We start from the raw sequence: 24,808 nt of genomic DNA on the forward strand, positions 1-24,808 counted from the left end.
GCCCTGCTATTTCCGAAAGCCAACCACAGCCAGCCAGGCATAGCCGCGATAAAGCGTTTTGAAACGGAAGGTTGCGCTCCTGCGCTGAGATTCCGATTCCAGCACGTCACGCAGCGAAGCGCGGGGCTCGACATGGAACTTCCGCAGCCATCCGCGCAGCATAGCCCGAAACCAGCGCGGCAGGCCCTCCTGCTGGCCGAAATCAACGACATGCAGCGAGCCGCCTGGGGCAAGTGCGGCCAGTGCGGCCGCCACGGTCTTTTCCCAACCAGGGATCATCGACAGCGAGTAGGATACGAATACGCGGTCGAAGCGCTCGATGCCGAAAAGCGCCTTGGCGTCGAAGTCGGTCGCATCACCGCGGGCGAGGCTGACCTTGGCCGAGAGGCCCTCGCGTGCGATGGCGGCGCCGGCCGTTTCCAGCATCTCGGTCGAGATGTCGAGGCCGAAGAAGCGGGCGTCCGGATAGTGGCTGGCGGCGAGAACGATATTGCGGCCAGTGCCGCAACCGAGCTCGAGCACGGAGCCGCCTTCCGGCACCTCCAGCCCCGCAATCAGCCGGTCACGGCCGAGCAGGTAATATTTGCGGGTCACATCGTAGATGTGGCGCTGCCAGCGATAAACGCCATCCATCAGTTCGGCGTGGCTGGCCGGCAGGTCGGTCGCGCTCATGCGGCGCGCTTCACATAGAGATGGAAGCCGCCATAGATGGCTGAGCGGTCCTTCGCCGAATATTCGCGCGAGGCCTCTTCCTCATAGCGCCATTGATCGAGCAGCGAGCTGGAGAGGCGGCCGGGCAGCAGGCTGGGCTCGGCGGCCGTGCGGAAAACGACGCGTGCGCCGGCCGACGCGGTGCGGGTGATCTCGGTCCACAGGGCATTGAGCTGGTCGTCGGTCATCCAGTCCTGCGCGTCGAGCAGAACGAAGCGATCGATAGCGCCCGCATCCTTGCCGGCCAGGAATTGGATCAGATTGGCATGGTGGATGGCAACGCGGTCGATGTTGGCGCGGATCGTCTTATAGTTGGCCTGCTCCAGATAGGCGGGGAGTGCGGCCTCGCCGGGCTGTGGATAGCGCCGGGCAAAGGCCTGCCAGGCAAAATAATTGTTTCTCAGCGGAAAATCGCAGGCGAGCTTTTCCAGCCGCGCCCTCAACACGCTCGCCATGCTGCCGTCGCCGGAGGTGATCAGCGAGTCGTACTGGGCCGGCGGGATGCCGAGACCGAACAGCGAGGCTTTGCGCGACGTCGCCCAGCGCAGGAGCTTCCTGTCGAAGACCGGCGCCAGCTGCTCGTTGAAGAAGCGGCGCTGATCAGCGATGGTCTGCGCCTTCATGATGCCGGCCGGATCGACGCCGAACAGTTTCGCCACGCGATGACCCATGGCGATGAACAGGCCGAGCAGCCCTGTCTGATAGAAGTTGCGGTCGAAAACGGCGATGCGGCGCCTGCCGCGCCAATTGCGACGCTCCCAGTAGTGACGGCTGACCGGATCGAGATGCGGCGCGATGAAGCGGTCGTAAGCTTGCGAATTATGGCTGGTCCCGGCGGAGCCGAAGAAGCGGAACAGATCGCCTTGCGACGGGAGATGGCGCACCGCTTCCAGCTTCATGCGGTTCAGCGCGATGTGCGCGGCGTTGAGATCGACGGCATCGACCCGGGCCGGCGAGCGGGTAAGATACGCCAGAATGTTGCAGCCGCCCGACGCGATTGTGACGACGCGATGCCCAGCACCGAGCTGCATGGCGTCCATATCGACATCCGGGTCTTCCCAGATCTGGGGGTAGACAAGCCCGGAAAACAGGAAGGCGAAAAGCCGCTCGGAAATGCCTTCCTTCGATAACGCTCGGTTCTGGTAGACCGCTTTTCCGACTTCCTTGCCACGGCGAAAAACGAGGTCTCCCGAAACATCCGACATGGCAAGGCGATTCCCCGTTTGCATTACCGCAAGCGGGTAGCGCAGCGTTATGACAGGCGGGTGACAGGCTGTCGGCGCTGATATTTATGCCCTGCCGAATCCGCCAGGCGTCGGGGTGATGACGGTGACGGCCTCGCCGGGATCGAGCGTCGTCTGGTCGCAGGCTTTCAGCGTGTCGATGGATCCATCCTTGCGCCGGATCTTGGTCGATCCGGCCTGGCCGTCGCCGCCGCCGTCGAGACCCTGGGGCGGCCGGTTGCGGTGCGAGGAGAGGATCGCGCACTCCATTCTCTCGAGGAAGCGGATCGTGCGCTTGGTGCCGTTGCCGGCGTTCCACTTGCCCTTGCCGCCGGACCCCTCGCGGATGTGGAAATCCTCCAGCAGTACAGGAAAGCGCAGTTCCAGGACTTCGGGATCGGTGAGCCGCGAATTGGTCATGTGCGTGTGGACGGCCGATGTGCCGGCAAAGCCGCGGCCCGAATTCATTCGGCCAGCGGGTGAGCCTGAGCAGATCGTCTCGTAATACTGGTACTGCCGGTTGCCGAAAGTGAGGTTGTTCATCGTGCCTTGCGCGTTGGCGAGTGCGCCCATGGCGCCGAACAGCGCGTTGGTGACGTGCTGCGAGGTCTCGACATTGCCGGCCACCACTGCCGCGGGATAGGCGGGCTTGAGCATGCAGCCATCGGGAATGACGATGTTGATCGGCCTGAGGCAGCCCGCGTTCATCGGGATCATGTCCTCGACCATGACGCGGAACGCATAAAGCACGGCTGCGCGGGCGACCGGCTCCGGCGCGTTGAAATTGTTCTTCATGACGCGCGAGGTGCCGGTGAAGTCTACCGTCGCCTCACGCTTTTCGCGGTCGACGGTGATCCTTACCTTGATCACCTGACCGGTGTCGGTGGGATATTCATAGTCGGAGCTATCGGGCAGCCGTTCGAGCACCCGGCGCACGCTTTCGGCGGCATTGTCCTGGACATGGCCCATATAGGCCTCCACGACATCGAGACCGAAATGCGCGACCATTTTTCGGAGTTCGGCGACACCCTTCTCGTTGGCGGCGATCTGCGCCTTCAGGTCGGCGATATTCTGGGCGGGATTGCGGGCAGGATAGGGATGATCGGTGAGAAGCGTCTCGAGCTCCTTCTCGCGGAAACGGCCGCGATCGATGATGCGGAAGTTGTCGAACAGCACGCCTTCCTCATCGACGGTTGTCGCTAAAGGCGTCATCGAACCGGGCGCGGTGCCGCCGACATCGGCGTGATGGCCGCGCGAGGCTGCCCAGAACAGGATTTCGGTGCGCGTGTCGTCGAAGACCGGCGTCACGACCGTGATGTCGGGCAGGTGCGTGCCGCCATTGTAGGGCGCGTTGAGCGCGAAGACGTCGCCCGGATGGATGTCGCCCGAGTTGAGGCGGATGATGGTTTCGACCGAGCGATCCATGGAGCCCAGATGCACCGGCATGTGCGGTGCGTTGGCGACCAGCGCGCCATGGCGGTCGAACACCGCACAGGAAAAGTCCAGCCGTTCCTTGATGTTGACCGAATAGGCGGTGTTCTGCAGCGTCACGCCCATCTGCTCGGCGATCGACATGAACAGATTGTTGAAAACTTCGAGCATCACCGGGTCGGCTTCGGTGCCAAGTGCGGCCTGCCGACGCTTCTTTTCGATGCGGCGCAGAAGCACATGGTTTTTCGCCGTGATTTCGGCCTGCCAGCCGGGCTCGACAATGATGGTCTGGTTCGGCTCGATGACGAGCGCCGGCCCAGCGACCTTGTGACCGGCTTTCAGGTCCTCACGACGGAAAATGCCGGCATCGCGCCAGCCGCCGTCCGCAAAGAATTGCCGGGTCTGCCAGGGAGTTGCCGCCTCATCTTCGAGACTTGATTCATTTTCGTCACGGCCGATTGCCACGGCATCGCTGCCCTCGACGTCGACCGCCTCGACGATCATCGGCTTGTCTTCGTAGACGAAACCGAACTGGGCCTTGTGAGCGGTCTCGAAATCGTTTCTGGCGCGGAAGATCGAGCCGTGTTCGAAATTCACCGGCAGTGCCGTGTCGGTGCCGTCATAGCGGATCTGCAGGATCGGCTTCGAGACAATGGCGGTCTCCGCAATGCCCTGCGCCGCAAGCTCGGCGACAACGTCTTCACGAAGTGCCGCGATGAGCTCCTCGATTGACGATCGCGACTCGTCCGCGAGTGGCTTGAGCAGTGCCTGCTGGCGCGAGGCGAAGATCGACGACAGGCCAATGCCGTATGCCGAAAGCAGGCCGGAGAAGGGATGGATGAGAACGGCTTCCATACCGAGCGCATCGGCGACCAGGCAGGCGTGCTGGCCGCCGGCGCCGCCGAAGCAGTTCAAGAGGTATTCGGTGACATCGTAGCCGCGTTGCACCGAGATCTTCTTGATGGCGTTGGCCATGTTCTCGACGGCGATGGTGACGAAGCCCTCGGCGACCGCCTCCGGCGTTCGTCCATCGCCGATTTCGGCGGCCAGTGCTGCGAACTTCTCGCGGACCGTTGCGACATCGAGCGGCTGGTCCTGGCCTGGGCCGAAGATCGCCGGGAAAAAATCGGGCTGCAGCTTGCCGAGCATGACATTGGCGTCGGTGACGGCGAGCGGCCCGCCGCGCCTGTAGGCAGCGGGGCCGGGATTGGCGCCGGCGGAGTCGGGGCCGACGCGGAAGCGGCCGGCCTCGTAATGCAGGATCGATCCACCGCCAGCGGCGACTGTGTTGATACGCATCATGGGCGCGCGGATCCGCACGCCGGCGACTTCGGTGTCGAAAGCGCGCTCGTATTCGCCGTCAAAATGGGCGACGTCGGTCGAGGTGCCGCCCATATCGAAGCCGATGACCTTGTCGAAGCCGGCGAGCTTCGCCGTCTCGACCATGCCGACGACACCGCCGGCCGGACCCGACAGCAGCGCGTCCTTGCCCTGGAACATGTCGGCAGCGGTGAGCCCGCCTGAGGACATCATGAACATCAGCCGGGGGCCGGAGCCCAGTTCCCCCGCTACCCGTTGCACGTAGCGCGACAGGATCGGCGACAGGTATGCGTCGACCACGGTGGTGTCGCCACGGCCCACCAGCTTGATCAGCGGTGAGACCTCGTGGCTGACAGAGATCTGGCTGAAGCCGATCTTGCGGCAGATCTTGGCAACCGCCTTCTCGTGGTCGGGATGTTTCCAGGCATGCATGAACACGATCGCGACCGCATCGATGCCGTCGGCCTTGGCCTGTTCGATCGCCGGGCGGCATGCGGCGATGTCGAGCAGCCGCTCGACGCAACCATCGGCGCGCACGCGCTCGTCGATCTCGATCACCCGCTCGTAAAGCTGCTCCGGCAGGATGATTTCCTTGGCGAAGATGTCCGGCCGCGCCTGATAGGCGATACGCAGCGCGTCGCGAAACCCCTTGGTGATGAGGAGGAGCACGCGGTCGCCCTTGCGCTCGAGCAGCGCGTTGGTGGCGACGGTTGTGCCCATCTTGATGTCGCCGATCACGTTGGCGGGAATAGAGGCGCCCGATGCCAGCCCCAGCAGATCGCGAATGCCCTGGATGGCAGCGTCGGCATAGGCTTCAGGGTTTTCCGACAGGAGCTTGCGCGGGTGCAACTGTCCCTGCGGACTGCGGCCGATGATGTCGGTGAAGGTGCCCCCGCGATCGATCCAGAAATCCCATTTCTTGTTGATTGCGGCTTTCGGCATTTCTGATCGTCCAATCGATGCGAGCGACTGCTGTGTTAGTTCGCCGTTTCAGCTGCAGCAATCACAAGTTGATGTTACATTTGGAAACGCAACGTTACGAAACCGGCGCCGTGACTGATGCATTTCCCCTGCGACCGCTCACCGAAATGTGAGCGTTTGCTGAAGGAGAGATAGCATGAAAAAGCTCATTCTGGCGTCTGTTTCGGCGCTCGCCCTGCTGGGGGTCGCGGCTTGTAGCGACAGCGGCACCGACAATACCACCACACAGAGCACCAATCCGCCGGCCAACGAACAGCCGATGAAGCCGGCCACTCCTGACACCACGAAGCCCGCTGAACCGGCTCCGGCAACACCTCCTGCTGCACCTGCGCAGTAGAATTCAATCCGATGAAATCATGAAGGCCGGCCTTGTGCCGGCCTTCCTCTTGCCTGGGACCTCCGTCGACGAGTTTTCCTGCGGCATCGTCCCGGCTTGATAGCGAGGCCCGGTTCGCACTAAGAAGCCGCATGTCGATTTGGGACCGCCTCGGCGACTTCATCGCTCGTGTTTCGTCGTCGGCGTCCTCGGGCGTCGCCGATGTCGTGGAGGCTGTGCGGACTGTATTCTCCGGCGACCCGGATCTGCGGCGCCGCGTGGCGTTTTCGGTGGCGATGATCGCACTCGCGGCCAAGATGGCCAAGGCCGACGGCGTCGTCACTCAGGACGAGGTGCGCGCTTTCCAGGAAATCTTCGAGGTGCCGCCAAGCGAAACACGCAATGTGGCCCGCCTTTACGACCTCGCCAAGCGCGACGTCGCGGGGTTCGAGATTTACGCCCAGCGCATGGCTCAGCTGTGCGGTTCCGGCCACGCCAATTGCATGATGCTGGAAGACATTCTCGACGGGCTGTTCCACATCGCCAAAGCGGACGGCATGGTCCATGAACGGGAAGGGCAATTCCTGCATCGCATCGCCGAAATCTTCAGGATCGACGAGGTGCACTACCAGGCCATCCTGTCCCGGCACGTCAATCTGGGCGCCGCCGATCCCTATGTTGTTCTCGGCATCGAGCGGGGCAAGCCGTTCGAGGAGGTCAGGAAGCGCTACCGCAAGCTGATTTCGGACAATCACCCCGACCGGCTGATCGCACGCGGCCTGCCGCAGGAGTTCATCAAGATAGCCACGACGAGAGTCGCTGCCATCAATGCCGCCTATGAGATGATCGAGCGAGGCCTCAGGCACGCATGAGCGGTTTCCTGCCGGACCAGCCTGGTGCCGAGGTGAGGGTATCACCCAATTTCGGCCCCCGGCGCGAGACGCTCAGGCCCGACATGATCGTGCTCCACTACACCGGCATGGACACTGGCCCCGCCGCCGAGGCGTGGCTGTGCGATCCCGCGAGCGAGGTTTCGTCCCACTATCTCGTTCACGAAGACGGCCGCGTCGTCCAGATGGTGCGCGAGAGCGACCGTGCCTGGCATGCCGGCAAGAGCTCGTGGTTCGGGCGCACTGACATCAATTCCTGCTCGGTCGGTATCGAGATCGTCAACCCCGGACATGCCCTGGGCTACAAAGCCTTCCCGAAGCGGCAGGTCGACGCCGTGATCGGCCTGTGCGCGGGAATTGTCGGCCGACATTCCGTTCCGCCCCAAAGGGTGCTCGCGCATTCCGATGTGGCGCCGGGACGCAAGGTCGACCCGGGCGAGAAGTTCCCCTGGCAAGCGCTTTTTGCCGCCGGTATCGGGCACCTCGTCCCTGCCGCGCCGGTCAGGCCAGGCACGGTGCTGAAAGCCGGCGATTGCGGGACAGATGTCGAGGCGCTGCAGTCGATGCTGGCGCTTTACGGCTACGGCGTCGAAATCACAGGCGACTTCGATCGCCAGACCGAAGTCGTCGTCGCTGCGTTTCAGCGGCATTTCCGCCGACGTTTGGTTGACGGCGCCGCCGATGACTCGACGATCTGCACCTTGCAAAGGCTGCTGGCCTCGGTGAAGGCAGCTTCGTCCAGATAATCTATCCGAGCTGCCCAAATTACAGTTTGTCATAGAAAGTGAATTGCCTCGCCTTCTTTGGTGCCAATTCGCTCTCCAAACGCATCTCCCGAAAGTTGTCGGACGTCTATCCTCCCAGGATGCTCCGATGTTGAGTTGGCCAAGCTGCGCGAAATTCTTCGCGCGGTTCTAAAAGAACAGGACTACATGCAGAGATTGACCGTTGTAGCGGCAGCCGTTGCTGCCGGAGTGATCACTTTTGCCTTCAACCCAGCGAACAGCGCCGCCCTCAGCCCGCGTGCGGACAGCGGCTTTGCCGTAGCTCCCGCGAAGCCAAAGGCAGCGCCGACTGCCAAAACAGCGAAGACCCAGAAGGCGGCCCCGAACAAGACAGCAAAGATCCAGAAGGCCACCCCGGGCAAAGCGCAGAAAGTTGCCGCGCTGAAGTCGGCGAAGTCTACCGCAAAGCGCCACGCCAAGCGCAGCCGGCAGGTCATCGACCTGACAGCGACGGCTTCCATCCACCCCGAAAAGGTCGAGGCGCCGACCTCTGCCGCCGGCGACAGCCAATATTCGGAGATCATCGCCCGCTATGCGGCGAGCTATGGCGTGCCCGTTTCGCTCGCCAAGGCGGTCATCAAGATCGAAAGCAATTACCGGCCGAACATGGTCGGCGGCGCCGGCGAGATCGGTCTGATGCAGATCAAGCCGGCAACGGCTCGGATGATGGGCTATACCGGTTCGGTCAAGGGCCTCTTCGATCCCGACACCAACATCAAATTTGGCATGAAGTATCTTGCCATGGCGCAGGGTCTGGGTGGCGGCACGACTTGCGGCACGATCCTCAAATACAATGCCGGTCATGGCGCGACGCGCATGAACCCGATCTCGGCCGCCTATTGCAGCAAGGTGAAGGTGCAGATGGCAGCACTGGGTTCGCCCGCCTGAGACATTCGCAGCCTTTTCTGTTGCGTTTTCAGTCGGGAATCCCTTTATACGCCTTGCCAGCTGGCCGGGCGGCCGCGCCTGCAAGAGCCGAAAGGCTGCGGGTGAGGAAAGTCCGGGCTCCATGGAGACACGGTGCCGGCTAATGGCCGGCGGGGGCGACCCCAGGGAAAGTGCCACAGAAAGCAAACCGCCGCGGTATGCGCTGCGGCAAGGGTGAAAGGGTGGGGTAAGAGCCCACCGCGCGACTGGCAACAGGAGCGGCACGGCAAACCCCACCGGGAGCAAAACCGAATAGGGGCGGTGCGAGGGGAAACCTTCGAGGGCTGTTTCCGGCCCACCGCCCGGGTAGGTTGCGTGAGGCGCATGGCAACATGCGCCCAAGATGAATGGCCGCCACGTTCTCGCGCCGCAAGGCGCGGGGCCATACAGAACCCGGCTTACAGGCCAGCTGGCATTTTCGTTCTTATAGCTATTCAAACAGCTTGCAGCGGCGATGGGAGTTGTTGACCCTCCACCATTTTCAGGCTTTCCACGAGACGACATTGCGCCGGGCATTCGTCGCATCGTCTTAGGTGAATATCTTAGCTTCTATCGGGTCAGCGACAGCGATATCGAAATTGTTCGCGTGCTGCACGGTCGGCGCAAGATCGGAGCCGATGTTCCGGCGCCGTGATCGCCTTAGCTGCCGACACTATTCAACGACGCCTCGATCGCCTGCCACAGCTGTTCGACCGGTTCGCAGCCGATCGCCAGGCGCACGAAGCCGGGCGGCACGGAGTCGCCGCGCTTCGAACGCCGTTCTGCCACGGTGTGCACGCCGCCAAACGAAGTTGCCGATTCGATCAACGCGCAGCTGGTGATGAAATCCTCGGCTTTTTCCTCAGATGTCAATTCGAAGGAGATGATGAAGCCGAAGCGCTCCATCTGGGCTCGGGCGAGGTTGTGCGAGGCGTCGCCCTCGAGCCCAGGAAAGCGCAGGCCGCTCACCGCGGGATGTGCCTTGAGCCGCCTGGCGATCGTTTCCGCCGAGGAGCACATGCGGTCGAAACGCATTTCCAGCGTTTCGAGGCCGCGATGCACGAGCCATGCTTCGAACGGGCCGGGGATGCCGCCAGCGGTCTCGCGCCAGTCCTTGATTTTCGCGACGATGTCCGGATTGCGGGTCGCGACATGGCCGAACAGCACGTCCGAGTGGCCATTGATCGCCTTGGTGTCGGCCGAGACGACAATCTCGGCGCCGAGATCGAGCGGACGCTGGCCAAAGGGGGTCATCGTCGTGTTGTCGACGACGAGGATCGCGCCTTGCGCATGGGCGGCCTTGGCGGCGGCGGCGATGTCGCAGATATCAAGACGCGGATTGGAGGGGGTTTCCACGAACACCAGGCGGTAGCCGGCAAAGCCGGCATCGAGCATGTTCGACGTCGCCCTCACGTCATAGGCGACGCCGAGCGGCTTCAAGAAGCGCTCTGCCAACGCGCGGGTCGTGTGATACCCGTCCGAAGGCAACAGAATGCGGTCCCCCGATTTCAGCAGCGCGAAGAAGACCGCTGAAATCGCGGCCATTCCTGAGGGAAAGGCAACGCATTGCGCATCTTCCAGATGGCCGAGCGCATGCTCGACAGCATGCCAGGTCGGATTGCTGAAACGGCCATATTGGTGGAATCCCGTCGCGTCACCCGGCGAGTGGAAGATGGACGCCATGATCAGCGGCAACGGGATGGGGTCGCCCTTGGCGAAGTCGCCGCTGCGCAGATGGACAAGTGCCGCAGCGCGTGAGTTCGCGGTTTCCGACATGGGCTCGATCCTTCGCTGAACAGAAGCTCTCGACGCTATGCGCGCCGGCAGTCCGCGGCAAGCTGCGTCCTTTTGGGCCAGACGGCTCTAAACGCTTCGTTAGGCTTAATAGACGATAAAGACGAGACTTGCCGGTAGCCTGCCCTTCCTGGTTGTCGAACGCGTTTGTGATGCCTCTTCCCGTTGACGCCCATAGTGCCCCATGATATCCCATATCGATACTCAAGCCTTCGTTTCGTGTCAGGGTGGAGCGTACGCCAATCGGGCAGCCGCAGCGGCCACCCGTTTGCCGGGTTTTGCCCTTGCGAAGGTGGGTTCAGGGCAGGGACCGCGCTGCGGCGGCGCGGGTATAGAGATGGAAAGGGGTACAGCGGCGACGGCGGCTGTAACGCGTAGTGGACCGATTTCTGTCGAACGCAATCAACAGGATCGATGCGAAGGGGCGGGTGTCCGTTCCGGCGCATTTCCGTTCGGTCGTGCAGAAGCGCGGTTATTCGGAACTCTATGCGCTGCGCTGTCTCGACCGTCCTGCGATGGACGTCGGCGGTCTCGACCTGCTCGACCGCTACGAGCAACGCATAGCGCTCGAGGATCCCTTCCTGCAGACAGCGGACGACATGTCGTTCTTCTGCCATGGCGACGGGATGTTCCTGAAGCTCGATCAGGACGGCCGCATCGGCATGACCGACTTCATCCGCGAGCACACGGGCATCTCGGCGGAGGTGGCCTTTGTCGGCCGCGGCAATTTCTTCCAGATCTGGGAGCCGGGCCGGCTTGCCGCCTATGGGGCGCAGGCACGCGCCAGGCTGTTGCAGCTTCGGCAGGGGACGAAGCCCGGGGAGCGACCGGAATGATGGCTGGCCGCGGCGATGATCCCCACGCCGTTGGCGGACTGGCTCGCCACATTCCGGTCCTCCTTGCCGAGGTGCTGGAGGCGCTGACGCCCAAGCCAGGAGAGACAATCGTCGATGGAACGTTCGGCGCCGGCGGCTATACGGCCGCCATTCTTGGGCGCGGCGCTTCGGTCGTCGCCATCGACCGCGATCCGGACGCCATCGCTGCGGGCCGGGCCCTGGAAGAACAGGCCGCGGGCAGGCTGAGACTCGTGCAGGCGCCGTTTTCGACGCTGGACGAACAGGTCGAGAGCGCCGACGGCGTCGTGCTCGATATCGGCGTTTCTTCCATGCAGCTCGATCAGGCGGAGCGCGGCTTTTCGTTTCGTGCCGACGGACCGCTCGACATGCGCATGGCGCAGGCCGGGCTCAGCGCCGCCGATGTCGTCAACACCTTCAAGGCTGGCGATCTTGCCCGCATCTTCGGCTTCCTCGGCGAGGAGCGTCATGCCGGCCGCATCGCGCGCATGATCGAGAGCCGGCGCGAGAAGCGCCCTTTCGAGCGCACGCTCGAACTGGCCGACGCCATTGCCACCCATATCGGCAGGGCGCCGAAGGACAAGATCCATCCGGCCACCCGTGTCTTCCAGGCGCTGCGCATCTTCGTCAATGACGAGCTTGGCGAGCTGGCTCGGGCATTGTTCGCCGCGGAGCGCGTACTCAAGCCCGGCGGCCGGCTTGCCGTCGTCACCTTCCATTCGCTGGAGGACCGCATCGTCAAGCGCTTCATCGCCGATCGTGCCGATGCGGCGGCCGGCTCGCGCCACCTGCCCGACGCGCCGGCCCGGCTGGCGACCTTCCGCAAATCCGGTGGCGGCGTCACCCCAGGCGAAGCCGAGATCGAGGCCAATCCGCGGGCGCGCTCGGCCAGGCTGCGCGCGGCCATCCGCACCGATGCGCCGGCGCGCGCAGGCGACTTTTCGATCTTCGGCCTTCCAAAGCTTCCCGCCGTCGAGCGGCCGGGGGAGAGGTAAGCACGTGTTTCGTACCAGCGACATAGTCCTGATCGCCGTCATGGTCTCGGCGGCGGCGTTGACCTACAAGACCAAGCGCGAGGCCGAGGAACAGCTGGCGTCGGTGCAGAAGCTGCAGGCGCAGATCCGGTATGAGGAAGACACGATCGATCTGCTGAAAGCCGACTGGAGCCTGCTCACGCAGCCGGCGCGGCTGCAGAAACTTGCCGAAACCTACAAGTCGCAGCTCGGGCTCGAGCCGGTCAGCGCCCGCCAGATCGGTGGTCTCGACGATGTGCCGGTGAAGCCGGTCAACATCCAGGATCTTTTGTCGCAAGAGCCCGGCGCCATGGCCGAGAATTCCGGCAAGGGTCCTTCGGCCGGCAAGGATCCGGTCGTTACCGGGAGCACCGCGCAATGATCGGCAGACTTCCAAAGGTCGGTGAACTGCTGAGGCGCCGCAAGAAGCCCACCGAGGACGGATCGATCGTCGTCGACGCCGCCCGCAAGGCGACCGGCGGCAAGGCCAAGACACGTATCGTCATGACGATGGCGGTATTCTTCACCATCTATTCGACCATCGCCGGCCGGTTGGTCTATCTTGGCCTGCAGAACCCGGACATGTCAGGCGGCCCACAGAGCAGGGTTACGGCTTCGCGGCCCGACATCGTCGACCGCAATGGCGAGGTGCTGGCGACCGACATCAAGACGGCGTCGCTGTTCGCCGAGCCGCGCCGCATCGTCGATGCCGACGAGGCGATCGAAAAGCTGGCGACGGTGCTCCCCGAGATCGATTACGAGCAGACCTATCACAAGCTGAAAAGCGGCGCCGGCTTCGTCTGGCTGCAGCGGCAACTGACGCCGAAGCAGCAGGCCGACATCATGGCGCTCGGCGTCCCCGGTCTGGGCTTCCGAACCGAGAAACGCCGCTTCTATCCGAGCGGCGAGACCTCCTCCTACATTGTCGGGCTCACCAATATCGACAATCAGGGCATCTCCGGCATGGAGAAATATATCGACGACCAGGGCCTGACCGATCTGCAGGCGTCGGGACTGGCCGTCGCCAGGGACTTGAAACCGGTAAAGCTGTCGATCGACCTGCGCGTCCAGCACGTGGTTCGCGATGAGGTGGCCACCGGCATGGAGCGGTTCCACGCGATCGCGGCGGGCGGTGTGGTGCTCAACATCAAGACGGGCGAAGTGCTGGCCATGGCCTCGGCCCCGGATTTCGATCCCAACAATCCCTACAATGCCCAGGACAAGGACCGGCTGAACCGCATGTCGGCCGGCCTCTACGAGATGGGCTCGACCTTCAAGAGCTTCACCACCGCCATGGCGCTCGATTCCGGCAAGGTCACGCTGGAGAGCCGCTTCGACGCGTCGCGGCCGATCCGCATCGGCCGTCAGACCATCCATGACTTCCACAGCAAGGGCCGCGTGCTGTCGGTGCCGGAAGTGTTCATCTATTCGTCCAACATCGGTTCCGCGAAGGAAGCGGAGGCGGTGGGCATCGAGGGGCACCGCGAATTCCTGCATCGCCTCGGCGTGCTGGAGAAGATGCAGACCGAATTGCCGGAAGTGGCGCGCCCGACCGAACCGAAGGTCTGGAAACAGGTCAATTCGATCACCATCGCCTTCGGCCACGGCGTGTCGACGACGCCGCTGCAGACTGCTGTTGGCTGTGCGGCGCTGATGAGCGGCTACCTGATCGAGCCGACCTTCCTGCCGCGCACCGCGGAGCAGGCGATGGAGGTCGCCAAGCAAGTGGTCAGCGACAAGACCGTGGAAGGGATGCGCTATCTCTATGCGCTCAACGCCGAGAAGGGCTCCGGCAAGAGCGCCAGGGTTCCGGGTTTCCGCGTCGGCGGCAAGACCGGCACGGCCGAGAAGGTGGTCAATGGCCGCTACTCGAAAGAGAAGAATTTCAATGCCTTCGTGGCGGCCTTTCCAATGGATGATCCGCAATACATCGTGCTGACGATCGCCGACGAACCGAAGCCGGAAAAGCCCGGCATGGGGGCCACCGCCGCCTCGAACGCCGGCATCATGGCGGGAAACATCATCAGGCGCGCGGCTTCCATGCTTGGCGTTAAGCCAGATTTCAGCCATGAAAATGGTGCAACGCTGGTTTCCTATCAGTGATTCTTGGGGCGCGCCGGCAACTGCGCGCTATTTTGTTGCGGTGAACGGAACTCGATGCATCTGAAAGATCTAGCCGGTATCCTGCCTGTCGAGGGAACAGCTTCCCGCGCTCTGGAGGTTACCGGTCTCTCCTCGGATTCTCGCCAGGTTAAGCCGGGGGTCGTCTTCTTCGCGCTTGCGGGCAGCAAGGCGGATGGCGCGAGTTATGCCGCGGACGCCACTCGTCGCGGGGCTGCCGCAATCGTGGCGGCCAAAGGCAGCACAATCTCCGGTCTTTCGATCCCGGTTCTTGCGGTGGACGACCCGCGCCTGGCGCTGGCGCTCAGCGCAGCGCGTTTCTTCGACCGACAACCTGAAACCATGGTCGCCGTCACCGGCACCAGCGGCAAGACGTCGGTCGCCGCATTCACCCGCCAGATCTGGGAGCAGGCGGGATTGGCGGCCGCATCGATCGGCACGACCGGCGTGGTGGCCCCTGGTCGCAACGAATATGGCTCGCTGACCACGCCTGATCCGGTGGCGCTTCACAAGCTGCTCAAGGAACTGGCGGAGGCCGGCGTCACCCGCGCCTCGATGGAGGCCTCGAGCCACGGTCTCGACCAGCGTCGCCTCGACGGCGTGAAACTCGCCGCCGGCGGCTTCACCAATCTCGGCCGCGACCACATGGACTATCATCCGACGGTCGAGGACTATCACCGCGCCAAGCTGCGCCTGTTCGACACGCTGCTGCCGAGGGGGGCGCCGGCCATCATCTTTGCCGACGATCCATGGTCTGAGCCGACGGCTCATGCCGCGCGGGCGGCGGGATTGGCCGTGCGTACGGTCGGCCGCCATGGCGATTTCCTTATGTTGAAGCGGGTCGAGCACGAGCGCCATCGCCAGCGCGCCGAGGTCGAAGTGGACGGCGTTCTGCATGAGATCGACTTGCCGCTGGCCGGCGATTTCCAGATCGCCAACGCGCTGGTTTCGGCCGGCCTTGCCATCTCGACTGGAACTTCCGTCGACAAAGCCTTGGCTGCACTGGAAAAATTGAAGGGGGCGCCGGGCCGGCTCGATCTCGTCGGTACGACCGCCGCCGGCGCTCCCGTCTATGTCGACTACGCGCACAAGCCCGACGCGCTGGAAAACGTGCTGGCCTCGGTTCGTCCTTTCACCACGAGCCGCGTCGTCGTCGTGTTCGGCTGTGGCGGCGATCGCGATCGCGGCAAGCGGCCAATCATGGGCGAGATCGCTAGCCGGCTTGCCGATGTCGTCATCGTAACCGACGACAATCCGCGCACGGAAGTCCCTGAAACGATCCGCGCCGCAATCCTTGCGGCGGCGCCAGGCGCCATCGAGATCGGCGACCGGCGCAAGGCCATACGTGAGGCGGTGGCCATGCTTCACGCGGGCGACACGCTGATCGTCGCCGGCAAGGGGCATGAGGAAGGCCAGACAATCGGCTCCGAAACCTTCCACTTCTCCGACCACGAGGAAGTGCGCGAGGCCTTGAAGGAGCGCGCCGCATGAGCTTGCTCTGGACGTCGCACGCGCTGGTCGAAGCCATGGGCGGCAGGCCGATTGGCTCGCTGCCGGAAGGAATCACCGGCATTTCCATCGACAGTCGCAGCCTCGAGCCCGGCAATGCCTTCTTCGCCATCAAGGGCGAGACGATGGACGGCCATGATTTCGCGACCGCGGCGGTCAAGGCCGGAGCGGCCGTGCTGGTGGTCGCAGAAGGCAAGCTGCCCTCGCTCGGCAGGCTGACGGCGCCGATGATCGTGGTGCAGGATGTGCTTGCAGCGCTCGAGAAGCTCGGCGTTGCCGCCCGCGCTCGCTCGCGGGCGAAGGTCATCGCGGTGACCGGCTCCGCCGGCAAGACGACGACCAAGGAAGCGCTGCGGCATGTGCTGTCGGCGGTCGGGAAGGTGCACGCCTCGGCGCAGTCGTTCAACAATCACTGGGGCGTGCCGCTGACGCTCGCGCGGATGCCAGACGATTGCGACTACGCGATCTTCGAGATCGGCATGAACCATCCCGGCGAGATCCGGCCGTTGGTCAAGATGGTCAGGCCGCATGTCGCGATCGTGACGCTGATTGCTGCCGCCCATCTCGGCTTTTTCAGGAACCTCGACGAGATCGCGCATGCCAAGGCCGAGATTTTCGAGGGGGTGGAGTCCGGCGGCGCCGCGCTACTCAACCGCGACGACACGCGCTGGAAGCTGCTCGACAGAATGGCGAAAGAGGCCGGCATCGAGCATGTCTTCGGCTTTGGCGAAAACGCACGCTCGACTTTCCGGCTCACCAATTGCGAGCTTCATGCCGATCATTCCGACATCGTCGCGAAGATCGGCAAGCGGGAGGTGACTGCTCGCGTCGGCGCCCCCGGCCGCCATATCGTGCAGAACGTGCTGGCGGTGCTGGGCGCTGCGCAACTGGTCGGCGCCGATCTCGACAAGGTGGTGGCGGCGCTCGCAGATCTCGCGGCCGAACGCGGGCGCGGCAGGCGCCACATACTGCGCCATCCGAGGGGGCCGATCACATTGATCGATGAAAGCTACAACGCCAACCCGGCGTCGATGGCGGCAGCCATGGCGCTGCTCAACGCCACGCCGGTATGGGGCGAGGGACGGCGCATCGCGGTGCTCGGCGATATGCTGGAACTCGGCAGCCACTCGGCAAAACTTCATGCAGCGCTCGCCGAGCTCATCATCGGCACCGGAACACGCAACGTCTATCTCGGCGGCCCGGAGATGCGTGCGCTGGCCGAGGTTCTGCCGGCCGACGTCGAGACGGAATACCGCTCCGGAGCGGAAGAGCTGAAGCCGGTCCTGCTGTCGGCGCTCAAGCCCGGCGACGTGGTGATGGTCAAGTCGTCGAAGGGCATCGGATTTTCAAAGCTGGTCGAGGCTTTGCTCGGCAAATTTCCGGCGGAAGCCACAACCATTGAACCGACCTGAGGTCGGGCTCCGGGGGACGGAAGCGTATGCTCACTTTACTTGTTGATTTCGCGGACAAGATCTCGGCCTTCAATGTCTTCCGCTACATCACCTTTCGCACCGGCGGCGCCTTGATCACCTCGGCGCTCATCGTCTTCATCTTCGGACCGACGATCATCAATTCGCTGCGGCTGCGCCAAGGCAAGGGCCAGCCCATCCGCGCCGACGGGCCGCAGACGCATTTCAAGAAGGCGGGGACGCCCACGATGGGCGGCCTGATGATCCTGTCCGGCATCATCGGCTCCTCGCTTCTGTGGGCCAACCTCTCCAGCATCTATGTCTGGGTGGTGCTTTTGGTCACCGTCGGCTTCGGCTCGATCGGCTTCTATGACGACTATTTCAAGGTCACCAAGCAGTCGCATCTGGGCTTCTCCGGCAAGGCGCGGCTGGCGATCGAATTCGTCATCGCCGGCATCGCCGCCTGGGTGATCATGCACAACGGCCAGGCGCCGTTCTCCTCGTCGCTGACCTTTCCCTTCGCCAAGGAATTCATCATCAATCTCGGCTGGTTCTTCGTGCCGTTCTCTTGCTTCGTCATCGTCGGCGCCGGCAATGCGGTGAACCTGACCGACGGCCTCGACGGGCTGGCGATCGTGCCGATCATGATCGCGGCCGCGTCCTTCGGCGTCATCGCCTATCTATCGGGCAATGCGGTGTTCGCCGAATATCTGCAGATCCATTTCGTGCCGGGCACCGGCGAACTCGCCGTCGTGCTCGGCGCTGTGATCGGCGCCGGCCTCGGCTTCCTGTGGTTCAACGCGCCGCCGGCCGCGATCTTCATGGGCGATACCGGCTCGCTGGCAATGGGCGGCCTGATCGGCACCATCGCGGTCGCCACCAAGCACGAGATCGTGCTCGTCATCGTCGGCGGCCTGTTCGTGGTCGAGATCCTTTCGGTCATCATCCAGGTCGGCTACTTCAAGATGACCGGCAAGCGCGTGTTCCTGATGGCGCCGATCCATCATCATTTCGAAAAGCTCGGCTGGACCGAAAGCCAGGTGGTGATCCGCTTCTGGATCATCGCCGTCATCCTGGCCCTGGTCGGCCTCTCCACACTCAAGCTCAGGTAAGGACACCAGTTGATCCCCGCCGCATCCTTCTCAGGCAAGCGCGTTTCGCTCTTCGGGCTCGGCGGTTCCGGGATTGCCACCGCGCATTCGCTGATCGAGGGCGGCGCCGAAATCCTTGCCTGGGACGACAATCCGGACAGCGTTGCCAAGGCTGCCGCCGCGGGGATCGCAACCGGTGACCTGCGCGCGGCCGACTGGTCGCGCTTCGCGGCCTTCGTGCTGTCGCCCGGGGTGCCGCTCACGCACCCGAAGCCGCATTGGACGGTGGAACTGGCGCGCGGCGCCGGCGTAGAGGTGATCGGCGACATCGAACTTTTCTGCCGCGAGCGCATCCAACTGGCGCCGGCGGCGCCGTTCATCGCGATTACCGGTACCAACGGCAAGTCGACGACGACGGCGCTGACCTCCCACATATTGAAATCAGCCGGGCGCGACACGCAGATGGGCGGCAATATCGGCCGCGCCATCATGACGCTCGATCCGCCGAAGGCGGACCGGCACTATGTCGTCGAGTGCTCCTCCTATCAGATCGATCTGGCGCCCTCGATCAACCCGACCGCAGGTGTCCTGCTCAACCTGACGCCCGACCATCTCGACCGCCACGGCACGATGGCGCATTACGCCTCGATCAAGGAAAGGCTGGTCGCCGGCAGCGAGACCGCCATCATCGGCGTCGACGATTCCTGGTGCGCCCAGATCGCCGACCGGCTGGAGCGGGCCGGCAAGCAAGTCATCCGCATTTCCAAGCGTCTGCCGCTGACCGACGGCTACTTCGCCGACGGCACCAACCTGATGGAAGCCGTACATGGCCGCTACAGCCGCGTCGGCTTCCTGGAAGGCATCGGTTCGCTGCGCGGCCAGCACAACGCGCAGAACGCGTTGGCCGCCGTCGCTGCCTGCCTGAGAGTCGGGCTGGAACTCGGCGAGATCCAGGCGGGGCTCGAAAGCTTTCCGGGGCTCGCGCACCGCATGGAGCAGGTCGGCCGCAAGGATCATGTGCTGTTCATCAACGATTCCAAGGCGACCAATGCGGACGCCGCGGCCCCGGCGCTATCCAGCTTCAGCCGCGTCTACTGGATAGCCGGGGGCCTGCCCAAGGAGGGCGGCATCGAGCCTTTGCGCGGCTTCTTCCCGCGCATCGCCAAGGCCTATCTGATCGGCGAAGCGGCGCCGGTCTTTTCCGCAACGCTCGGTGAGGCGGTGCCCTACGAGATCTCCGGCACGCTGGCCGCTGCGGTCGAGCATGCCGCGCGCGACGCCGCGAACGATAGCGGTGGCGAGGCTGTGGTGCTGCTTTCGCCCGCCTGCGCCAGTTTCGACCAGTTCAAGAATTTCGAGGTTCGCGGCGAAGCCTTCAGGCAAGCTGCGACTGCTATTGATGGGGTGAAACCCATCGGAGGGCCACGTTGATGCAAAGCCGTCTCGACAAAAGTCCGGTCGCAACCTGGTGGTGGACAATCGATCGCTGGTTCCTGGCGGCATTCCTGTCGCTCATGGGCCTTGGCATCGTTTTGTCCTTCGCCGCCAGCCCGGCGGTGGCCGAGCGCATCGGTCTCGACAGCTTCCATTTCGCCACCAGGCAGATCATCTTCACCATCCCGGCGCTTGGCGTGATGCTGGCTGTCTCGTTTCTCGAATCGCGGCAGATCCGGCGAATGGCGTTGCTGATCCTGTCCATCATGCTGGTGCTGATGGTGGCGGTGCTCTATGTCGGCGTCGAAGTGAAGGGCGCGCGGCGCTGGGTGTCGCTCGCCGGCCTCTCCATCCAGCCCTCGGAATTCCTCAAGCCGGCTTTCGTCATCATCTGCGCCTGGCTGTTTGCCGAGCACAAGCGCCAGCCGGACATTCCCGGCAATCTCTTTGCCCTGCTGCTTCTCGTCCTCGTGGTTTCGCTTCTGGTTGCCCAGCCCGACCTCGGCCAGACCATGCTGGTGACCGGCACCTGGGGCGTCATGTTCTTCATGGCCGGCCTGCCGTGGCTGTGGATCATGGCGCTCGGCATAACCGGCGCGACCGGGCTGTTTGCCGCCTACACGGTGTTCCCGCACGTCGCCGCGCGCATCGACAAGTTCCTGACCGGGGAGGGCGACACGTTCCAGGTCGACATGGGCCGCGAGGCGCTGATCAATGGCGGCTGGTTCGGCGTCGGCCCTGGCGAGGGAACCGTCAAGCGGGTGATTCCGGACAGTCATGCCGACTTCGTCTTCTCGGTCGCGGGCGAGGAGTTCGGGCTGATCATGTGCTTCTTCATCATGTCGATTTTTGCCTTCATCGTGCTGCGCGGGCTCAACACGGCGCTCAAGGAACATGACGACTTCACGCGCTATGCGGTCGGCGGCCTGGTCACCGTCTTCGGCCTGCAGTCGGTGATCAACATGTGCGTGAACCTGCAGCTGATGCCCGCCAAGGGAATGACGCTGCCCTTCATCTCCTATGGCGGCTCGTCACAGATCGCCATCGCCATCTCAATGGGCATGGTGCTGGCGCTGACGCGCAGGCGGCCTGAAAAGCGCAAGCAGATGGGCTTCGTCTTCGCGCAACGCGCCATGCCGGCGGAATGAGGCTGGATGTCGAAGGGTGTCATCCTGCTTGCGGCTGGCGGAACCGGCGGACATCTGTTTCCGGCCGAAGCGCTGGCGCATGAGCTGATCGAGCGCGGCTGGAAGGTGCATCTCGCCACCGACCATCGCGCCGAGCGCTATTCCGGCCAGTTCCCTGCCGTCGCCGTCCACTCCATCGCATCGGCGACTCTGGGCTCCAGGAATCCTATCGCTGTGCTCTCGTCCTTCTGGAGGATATGGCAAGGGGTGCGGCAGGCGGGGGAGGTCATGGCCAGGATCAAGCCCGAGGCCGTGGTCGGCTTCGGCGGCTATCCGACGCTGCCGCCGCTCTATGCGGCGACACGGCGCAAGGTGCCGACGCTGATCCATGAGCAGAACGCCGTCATGGGCCGGGCGAACAAAGCCCTGGCCGGCCGTGTCGATGCGATTGCCGGCGGCTTCCTGCCTGAAGGCGCGAGTGCCGCCGGCGCCAAGACGGTGACCACCGGCAATCCGGTCAGGCCGCAGGTTCTGGAGGCGGCAAAAACGCCCTATGTGCCGTCCAAGGACGGCGAACCGTTCCGCTTTCTGGTGTTTGGCGGCAGCCAGGGAGCCCAGTTCTTTTCCGATGCCGTGCCGGCGGCGATCGCATTGTTGCCCGAGGCGCAGCGCAAGCGGCTATTGATCACACAGCAGGCGCGCGCCGAAGATGTCGGGCGGGTGAAGGCCGTCTATGCCGAGCTTGCGGTCGACGCGCAGGTCTCGCCGTTCTTCACCGACATGGCGGCACGGATGGCTGCGGCGCATCTGGTGATGTCGCGCTCCGGCGCTTCGACGGTGTCCGAGATCTCGGTCATCGGCCGGCCGGCGCTGCTGGTTCCTTATCCACACGCGCTGGACCATGATCAGGCGGCGAATGCTGCGGCGCTCGCCGCCGCCGGCGGTGCCGAGCTCCACCCGCAGTCGACGCTTTCGGCCGAGCGGATCGCCGCGCTGGTGGGAGGGCTCATGAACGACCCCAGCAGGCTGGCGGGCATGGCGGCGGCCGCCCGTTCGGCCGGAAAACCCGACGCGGCGCGGTTGCTCGCCGATCTGACAGAGGCTATTGCGTCCGGCAAAACGGTTTCGGACTTCAGGAGGACGCGCGCATGAAGATGCCGCAGACGATTGGCCTCGTGCATTTCATCGGCATCGGCGGCATCGGCATGAGCGGCATTGCCGAGGTGCTGCACAACCTCGGCTACAAAGTGCAAGGCTCCGATCAGGCGGACGGCGCCAATGTGCAGCGTCTGCGCGACAAGGGCATCGAATGCTTCGTCGGCCACAAGGCGGAGAACCTAGGCGAGGCCGAAGTCGTGGTCGTTTCGACCGCCATCAAGAAGACCAACCCGGAGCTGAGGGCCGCGCGGGAAAAATTGCTTCCGGTTGTCCGCCGTGCCGAGATGCTCGCCGAACTGATGCGCTTCCGCCAGGCGGTGGCGATCGGCGGCACGCACGGCAAGACGACGACGACCTCGATGGTGGCGACACTGCTCGAGGCCGGGGGGCTCGACCCGACCGTCATCAACGGGGGCATCATCAACGCCTATGGCACCAATGCCCGCATGGGCGACGGCGAATGGATGGTGGTCGAGGCCGACGAGAGCGACGGCACCTTCCTGAAGCTGCCGGCCGACATCGCCGTGGTGACGAATATCGATCCCGAGCATCTCGACCACTATGGCAGCTTCGACAAAGTGCGCGAGGCGTTCCGCCAATTCGTCGAGAACGTGCCATTCTACGGCTTCGGCGTGATGTGCACCGACCATCCGGAGGTGCAGGCGCTGGTCGGCCGGATCGAGGACCGGCGCGTCATCACCTATGGCGAGAACGCGCAGGCCGATGTGCGCTTCACCAATCACCGCATTGAAGGGGCGACGTCGGTGTTCGACGTGGTGATCCGCGACCGCAAGGGGCGCGGCTCAACGATGATCGAGGGACTGCGGTTGCCGATGCCGGGCCGGCACAATGTCGCCAACGCGACGGCGGCGATCGCCGTGGCGCATGAGCTGGGCCTTTCGCCAGAGGCGATCAAGAAGGGCCTGTCGTCCTTCGCCGGCGTCAAGCGACGCTTCACCCATACCGGCTCCTGGAACGGGGTCGAGGTCTTCGACGACTACGGCCATCACCCGGTCGAGATCGCGGCCGTGCTGAAGGCCGCCCGCAGCGCCACCACTGGGCGCGTCATCGCCATCGCGCAGCCGCACCGCTTCACCCGGCTGCGCGACCTGTTCGAGGAATTCTCCGTCTGCTTCAATGACGCCGACACGGTGATGGTGGCACCGGTCTATCCGGCCGGAGAGGAGCCCATCGAAGGCGCGACCTCCGACGCGCTGGTGTCGCGGATCCGCGCCGGCGGCCATCGCGACGCGCGCCATATCGACGGTGCCGCGGCAATCGCGCCGGCCATTCGCGATCTGGCCAAGCCTGGAGACTTCGTCGTCTTCCTCGGCGCCGGCAACATCACGCAATGGGCCTATGCGCTGCCCAAGGAACTCGGCGGGACGCCCTCATGATGCGCGGGCAGGAATTGATCGACAAACTCGGCGACCGGCTTGCCGGCCTGCGCGGTCGCATCACGCCCAACGCCGAGATGGACAAGATCACCTGGTTCCGCGCCGGCGGCCTGGCTGAGGCGCTGTTCCAGCCGGCTGACGAGGAGGATCTCGCCGCTTTCCTGAGCGCTGTGCCGGAAGAGATCCCGCTTACAGTCGTCGGCGTCGGGTCCAACTTACTGGTGCGTGACGGCGGCATCTCGGGTTTCGTCATCAGACTGTCGGCCAAGGGCTTTGGCGAAGCCGAAGTCACCGGACCCACGACAATCAAGGCGGGCGCGGCAACGCCGGACAAACGCGTCGCGGCTGTCGCGTATGAAGCGGGCATTGGTGGATTCCATTTCTATCATGGCATTCCCGGCGCCGTCGGCGGTGCGCTGAGGATGAATGCCGGCGCCAATGGCACGGAGACGCGCGAGCGCGTCGTCGAGGTGCGGGCGCTCGACCGCAAGGGCAATCTCCATACGCTGAGCAATGCCGACATGGGCTATGCCTACCGCCACTCGTCTGCGCCTGCAGGGCTGATCTTCACCTCCGCCATCTTCGAGGGGTTTCCGGAAGACAAGGCCGCGATCAAGGCGGCGATGGAGGCCGTGCAGAACCATCGCGAGACGGTGCAGCCGATCCGCGAGAAGACCGGCGGCTCGACTTTCCAGAATCCCGATGGCACATCGGCCTGGAAGGAGATCGACAAGGCCGGCTGTCGTGGGCTGATGATCGGCGGCGCGCAGATGTCGCCGATGCACTGCAACTTCATGATCAATACCGGCACCGCAACCGGCTACGACCTCGAATATCTCGGCGAGACGGTGCGCGCGCGGGTGCTCGAGAATTCGGGCATCCGGCTGCATTGGGAAATCAAGCGGCTCGGCAATTTCCGGCCGGGCCATGCCGTCCAGGAATTCCTCGGACAGCTGCTCTAGGCGCATCCCGCCGCAACGCATTCAGGCGAACGCCTTTGGTGCGTGTCGATGTCCCCGAACCGCGGCGCGCTTCTGCGCAACATGCATTAGCGCCTTGCGATGTTCAAGTGATGGTTGAACTTCAGGCGGTGCAATGGCCTGAAGACCGTTGCCGCAAAGACTCACAACACGGTTTTTGCGCCGGTTTTCGCGGAAAGTGAATCGCTCGGAATCATAAGCACTTGCCAGGGAATCAACTCTCTGATTCTCTGCTCTAAAGCGTTTCCTGATTTGAGTCGTTCGACGCGTGAAGTCGCGTTTTCCGTCTGGGGGGCAACCTGCCGGAAGACTCGGACTCAATGTTCGGGAATGTGGTGCGGAACTGGTGGTTGCAGCC

21 protein-coding genes and 1 other RNA gene are annotated in these 24,808 nt (G+C 64.0%); 18 read left to right on the forward strand and 4 right to left on the reverse strand.

From position 1 onward, the window contains the following. Positions 1 to 6: 6 nt before the first annotated feature. From EN818_RS14725 to EN818_RS14735, 3 genes are all read right to left on the reverse strand, one after another. Entirely contained in the window at positions 7 to 672 is a 666-nt protein-coding gene (locus tag EN818_RS14725) for a class I SAM-dependent methyltransferase (protein ID WP_095808191.1), read from the reverse strand. After that, on the reverse strand, positions 669 to 1,916 hold the full coding sequence (locus tag EN818_RS14730) for a DUF3419 family protein (RefSeq protein WP_176478435.1): 1,248 nt from the start codon (positions 1,914 to 1,916) through the stop codon (positions 669 to 671). Before EN818_RS14730 ends, EN818_RS14725 begins: the two co-directional genes overlap by 4 nt. 84 nt (positions 1,917 to 2,000) lie before the next feature. Next, on the reverse strand, positions 2,001 to 5,612 hold the full coding sequence (locus EN818_RS14735; protein WP_095808253.1) for a hydantoinase B/oxoprolinase family protein: 3,612 nt from the start codon (positions 5,610 to 5,612) through the stop codon (positions 2,001 to 2,003). 190 nt (positions 5,613 to 5,802) lie between these two features. Here EN818_RS14735 and EN818_RS14740 point away from each other — a divergent pair, with 190 nt between their 5' ends. The 6 genes from EN818_RS14740 (at position 5,803) to EN818_RS14765 (ending at position 9,218) form a co-directional block, all read left to right on the forward strand. After that, complete coding sequence (locus EN818_RS14740) at positions 5,803 to 6,003, forward strand: hypothetical protein (protein WP_095808189.1); 201 nt, start codon at positions 5,803 to 5,805, stop codon at positions 6,001 to 6,003. 131 nt (positions 6,004 to 6,134) lie between these two features. Continuing rightward, positions 6,135 to 6,854: a DnaJ family molecular chaperone gene (locus EN818_RS14745; protein ID WP_095808188.1), complete on the forward strand. Its 720-nt coding sequence runs from the start codon at positions 6,135 to 6,137 to the stop codon at positions 6,852 to 6,854. Next, a complete protein-coding gene (locus EN818_RS14750) occupies positions 6,851 to 7,618 on the forward strand; it encodes an N-acetylmuramoyl-L-alanine amidase (RefSeq protein ID WP_095808187.1) in 768 nt (255 codons plus the stop codon). The genes EN818_RS14745 and EN818_RS14750 overlap by 4 nt, the downstream gene beginning before the upstream one ends. 186 nt (positions 7,619 to 7,804) lie before the next feature. Then, a complete protein-coding gene (locus EN818_RS14755; RefSeq protein ID WP_095808252.1) occupies positions 7,805 to 8,545 on the forward strand; it encodes a transglycosylase SLT domain-containing protein in 741 nt (246 codons plus the stop codon). A gap of 56 nt (positions 8,546 to 8,601) precedes the next feature. Then, positions 8,602 to 9,001: RNase P RNA component class A (rnpB, locus tag EN818_RS14760), an RNA gene on the forward strand. Between the two features lie 37 nt (positions 9,002 to 9,038). After that, the gene (locus EN818_RS14765; RefSeq protein WP_095808186.1) at positions 9,039 to 9,218 is read left to right on the forward strand and encodes a type II toxin-antitoxin system RelE/ParE family toxin; all 180 of its coding nucleotides are present in this window, start codon (positions 9,039 to 9,041) and stop codon (positions 9,216 to 9,218) included. Between the two features lie 5 nt (positions 9,219 to 9,223). Here EN818_RS14765 and EN818_RS14770 read toward each other — a convergent pair whose 3' ends face one another. After that, positions 9,224 to 10,339 (reverse strand): cystathionine gamma-lyase, encoded by a 1,116-nt coding sequence (locus tag EN818_RS14770; protein WP_095808185.1) that lies wholly within the window; start codon positions 10,337 to 10,339, stop codon positions 9,224 to 9,226. A 395-nt stretch (positions 10,340 to 10,734) separates the two neighbouring features. Here EN818_RS14770 and mraZ point away from each other — a divergent pair, with 395 nt between their 5' ends. The 12 genes from mraZ to murB are packed head-to-tail and all read left to right on the forward strand — an operon-like array spanning position 10,735 to position 24,432. Next, positions 10,735 to 11,193: a division/cell wall cluster transcriptional repressor MraZ gene (mraZ, locus tag EN818_RS14775; RefSeq protein ID WP_095808184.1), complete on the forward strand. Its 459-nt coding sequence runs from the start codon at positions 10,735 to 10,737 to the stop codon at positions 11,191 to 11,193. After that, positions 11,190 to 12,206, forward strand: a complete 1,017-nt coding sequence (gene rsmH, locus EN818_RS14780; RefSeq protein WP_095808183.1) for a 16S rRNA (cytosine(1402)-N(4))-methyltransferase RsmH — start codon at positions 11,190 to 11,192, stop codon at positions 12,204 to 12,206. Before mraZ ends, rsmH begins: the two co-directional genes overlap by 4 nt. Before the next feature lie 4 nt (positions 12,207 to 12,210). Beyond that, on the forward strand, positions 12,211 to 12,606 hold the full coding sequence (locus EN818_RS14785) for a hypothetical protein (protein ID WP_095808182.1): 396 nt from the start codon (positions 12,211 to 12,213) through the stop codon (positions 12,604 to 12,606). Beyond that, positions 12,603 to 14,327, forward strand: coding sequence for a penicillin-binding protein 2 (locus EN818_RS14790; protein ID WP_095808181.1), 1,725 nt, complete (start codon positions 12,603 to 12,605; stop codon positions 14,325 to 14,327). Before EN818_RS14785 ends, EN818_RS14790 begins: the two co-directional genes overlap by 4 nt. Before the next feature lie 54 nt (positions 14,328 to 14,381). Further along, positions 14,382 to 15,836 carry a UDP-N-acetylmuramoyl-L-alanyl-D-glutamate--2,6-diaminopimelate ligase gene (locus tag EN818_RS14795; protein WP_095808180.1) on the forward strand — a complete coding sequence of 485 codons (1,455 nt, stop codon included), beginning with the start codon at positions 14,382 to 14,384 and terminating at the stop codon, positions 15,834 to 15,836. Next, complete coding sequence (locus EN818_RS14800; RefSeq protein ID WP_095808179.1) at positions 15,833 to 17,266, forward strand: UDP-N-acetylmuramoylalanyl-D-glutamyl-2,6-diaminopimelate--D-alanyl-D-alanine ligase; 1,434 nt, start codon at positions 15,833 to 15,835, stop codon at positions 17,264 to 17,266. Before EN818_RS14795 ends, EN818_RS14800 begins: the two co-directional genes overlap by 4 nt. Positions 17,267 to 17,292: 26 nt before the next feature. Next, positions 17,293 to 18,375, forward strand: coding sequence for a phospho-N-acetylmuramoyl-pentapeptide-transferase (gene mraY, locus EN818_RS14805; RefSeq protein ID WP_135904664.1), 1,083 nt, complete (start codon positions 17,293 to 17,295; stop codon positions 18,373 to 18,375). 9 nt (positions 18,376 to 18,384) lie between these two features. Next, positions 18,385 to 19,785, forward strand: coding sequence for a UDP-N-acetylmuramoyl-L-alanine--D-glutamate ligase (gene murD / locus EN818_RS14810; RefSeq protein WP_095808177.1), 1,401 nt, complete (start codon positions 18,385 to 18,387; stop codon positions 19,783 to 19,785). Next, the gene (gene ftsW, locus EN818_RS14815; protein ID WP_095808176.1) at positions 19,785 to 20,936 is read left to right on the forward strand and encodes a putative lipid II flippase FtsW; all 1,152 of its coding nucleotides are present in this window, start codon (positions 19,785 to 19,787) and stop codon (positions 20,934 to 20,936) included. Before murD ends, ftsW begins: the two co-directional genes overlap by 1 nt. A gap of 6 nt (positions 20,937 to 20,942) precedes the next feature. Beyond that, complete coding sequence (gene murG, locus EN818_RS14820; protein ID WP_095808175.1) at positions 20,943 to 22,067, forward strand: undecaprenyldiphospho-muramoylpentapeptide beta-N-acetylglucosaminyltransferase; 1,125 nt, start codon at positions 20,943 to 20,945, stop codon at positions 22,065 to 22,067. Further along, on the forward strand, positions 22,064 to 23,470 hold the full coding sequence (gene murC / locus EN818_RS14825; RefSeq protein WP_095808174.1) for a UDP-N-acetylmuramate--L-alanine ligase: 1,407 nt from the start codon (positions 22,064 to 22,066) through the stop codon (positions 23,468 to 23,470). The genes murG and murC overlap by 4 nt, the downstream gene beginning before the upstream one ends. Continuing rightward, on the forward strand, positions 23,467 to 24,432 hold the full coding sequence (gene murB, locus EN818_RS14830) for a UDP-N-acetylmuramate dehydrogenase (protein ID WP_095808173.1): 966 nt from the start codon (positions 23,467 to 23,469) through the stop codon (positions 24,430 to 24,432). Before murC ends, murB begins: the two co-directional genes overlap by 4 nt. The last annotated feature ends 376 nt before the right edge of the window (positions 24,433 to 24,808 follow it).

This window comes from Mesorhizobium sp. M3A.F.Ca.ET.175.01.1.1 (assembly GCF_004791945.1).
Classification (GTDB): Bacteria; Pseudomonadota; Alphaproteobacteria; order Rhizobiales; family Rhizobiaceae; genus Mesorhizobium.